This window comes from Streptomyces sp. NPDC022910 (genome assembly GCF_055561075.1).
The window spans coordinates 1-1881 of sequence record NZ_JBVHHL010000160.1; the positions used below are offsets into that span (position 1 = coordinate 1).

Below are 1881 nucleotides of genomic sequence, written 5' to 3' on the forward strand. Positions count from 1 at the left end.
GGCGTGCGACGCGTTCACCGCCGAGGTCAACGCCCGCACCCACCGCGAGAGTCGGAAGGTCCCGGCCCAGGCCCTGGCTCAGGAGCGGCAGCGGCTGCACCCGGTCCCCGAGAACCCCTACACCGCCGCGTTCGGCCAGACCCGCAAGGTCCACGAGAAGGAGGCCACCGTCAAGGTCGACGAGGTCCGCTACTCAGTCCCCTCCGCCCTGGCCGGCAAGAACGTGTGGGTCCGCTACCACGGTGACGACCTCGTCGTGACGGGCATCGTCGACGGCACCGCGGTCGAGGTCGCCCGGCACACCCGCTCCACCCCGGGCAACCCCTGCATCCACGACGAGCACTACCCCCACACCGCGCGCGGCCTGCTCACCGCCAGGGCCACCAACACGGCCGAGGAGGAGTTCTTGGCCCTGGGCCCCGGCGCCGAGGCCTGGCTGACCGAGGCCGCCGCAGGCGGGGTCCGGCTAATCGCCACCCGCATGGCCGAGGCCGTCGCCCTGGCCAAACTGCGCAGCACCGCCGCCGTCGACCGCGCGCTGGGCACCGCCGCGCTCGCCGGCCGGTTCGCCGCCGCCGACCTGCGCTCGATCCTGGACCACCAGGCGGACCAAAGCGGCGAGCACACCGCGACCCGCGCCGGCGAAGACCACAGCCTGCAGCCGGGCACCGGTGCCTGGAGCGGCTTCGGGGGCACCGCGTGAGCGCCGCCGACTACGACGCGGGCACCGGCGAATGGGCCCGCGTCCCCCTGCGGGTCTGGCTGGTCGCGGACCTGCAGCGCACCCTGCGCGCCGCCGAACGGCAGCTGCACGAACACGCCGACACCGACGGCGCCCACGAAATCCTGCGGGACCTGGGCTACCACGCCGGACTGCTCGGCTGGCACCTGCACAAGCACCACACCCAGTCCACCACGACCACCACGACCACCACGACCTGCCAGGAGTCCTCCCGATGAGCATCGAGACCCCAGCCCCGCCCCGGCTCGCGGCCCCGGCCACCGCCGCAGCCGCCGTCTCCGGCGCCGCCTACGACGAAGCGATCGAGCTGACCCGCCGGCTCAAGCTCCCGCACATCCGCCGGGCGATGGCCGAGATCATCCCGACCGCCAAGGCCCAGCGCTGGGACCCGGCCGAGACCGTGAAGGTGCTGCTGGCCGAAGAGGCCGCCGGCCGCGCGGCAGCGAACCTGCGCACCCGCCGCACTCGCGCCGCGTTCCCCACCGGGAAGACCTTCCACATCTGGAACGAGCAGGCGTCCTCGATCCCGGTCCCCACCCAGTCCGCGCTCCGCACCCTGGAATGGGTCGCCCGCCGGGAGAACCTCTGTGTGGTCGGTCCGTCGGGCACGGGCAAGAGCCACTTCACCGAGGCCCTCGGACAGGCCGCCGTCGACGCCGGGATGACCGTGGCCTGGTTCACCATCGAAGACCTCGGCGGGCTCGTCCGCCGCCACCGCGTCGACGACTCGGTGACCAAGGCGTTCGCCCGACTGACCCGCACTGATCTCGTCATAGTCGATGACATCGGCCTCCTGCCGGTCTCCGCCGACGCCGCCGAGGGCTTCTACCGCCTGGTCGACGCCGCCTACGAGCGGCGAAGCCTGGCCGTCAGCTCCAACCTCCACCCCTCCGGCTTCGACGAGATCATGCCCAAGACCCTCGCCACCGCGACCGTCGACCGGCTCCTGCACCACGCCCACGTCGTCGTCACAACCGGTGACAGCCACCGGCTCACCGAAGCCACCGGCGGCCACGGAGTTGTCCCCCTCGACTGACCAACACACCCCCCGAGATCTACTGCCCAACCGGGGAGAAACGCTGTCCACCAGCGGGGAGATTAACTGTCCGCCAGTGGGGAGTTCCTACTGTCCCTTGACA

Annotated in this window: 3 protein-coding genes; all 3 read left to right on the forward strand. The window is 72.2% G+C overall.

The genetic code is table 11. The features are described 5' to 3' along the window. Positions 1 to 703 (forward strand): Mu transposase domain-containing protein (locus ACZ3TS_RS42865; protein ID WP_467628655.1); only part of this gene is annotated, 703 nt, incomplete at its 5' end. Beyond that, complete coding sequence (locus ACZ3TS_RS42870; RefSeq protein WP_467628658.1) at positions 700 to 960, forward strand: hypothetical protein; 261 nt, start codon at positions 700 to 702, stop codon at positions 958 to 960. The genes ACZ3TS_RS42865 and ACZ3TS_RS42870, both read left to right, overlap by 4 nt. Beyond that, complete coding sequence (istB, locus tag ACZ3TS_RS42875; RefSeq protein ID WP_467628661.1) at positions 957 to 1778, forward strand: IS21-like element helper ATPase IstB; 822 nt, start codon at positions 957 to 959, stop codon at positions 1776 to 1778. The genes ACZ3TS_RS42870 and istB overlap by 4 nt, the downstream gene beginning before the upstream one ends. The last annotated feature ends 103 nt before the right edge of the window (positions 1779 to 1881 follow it).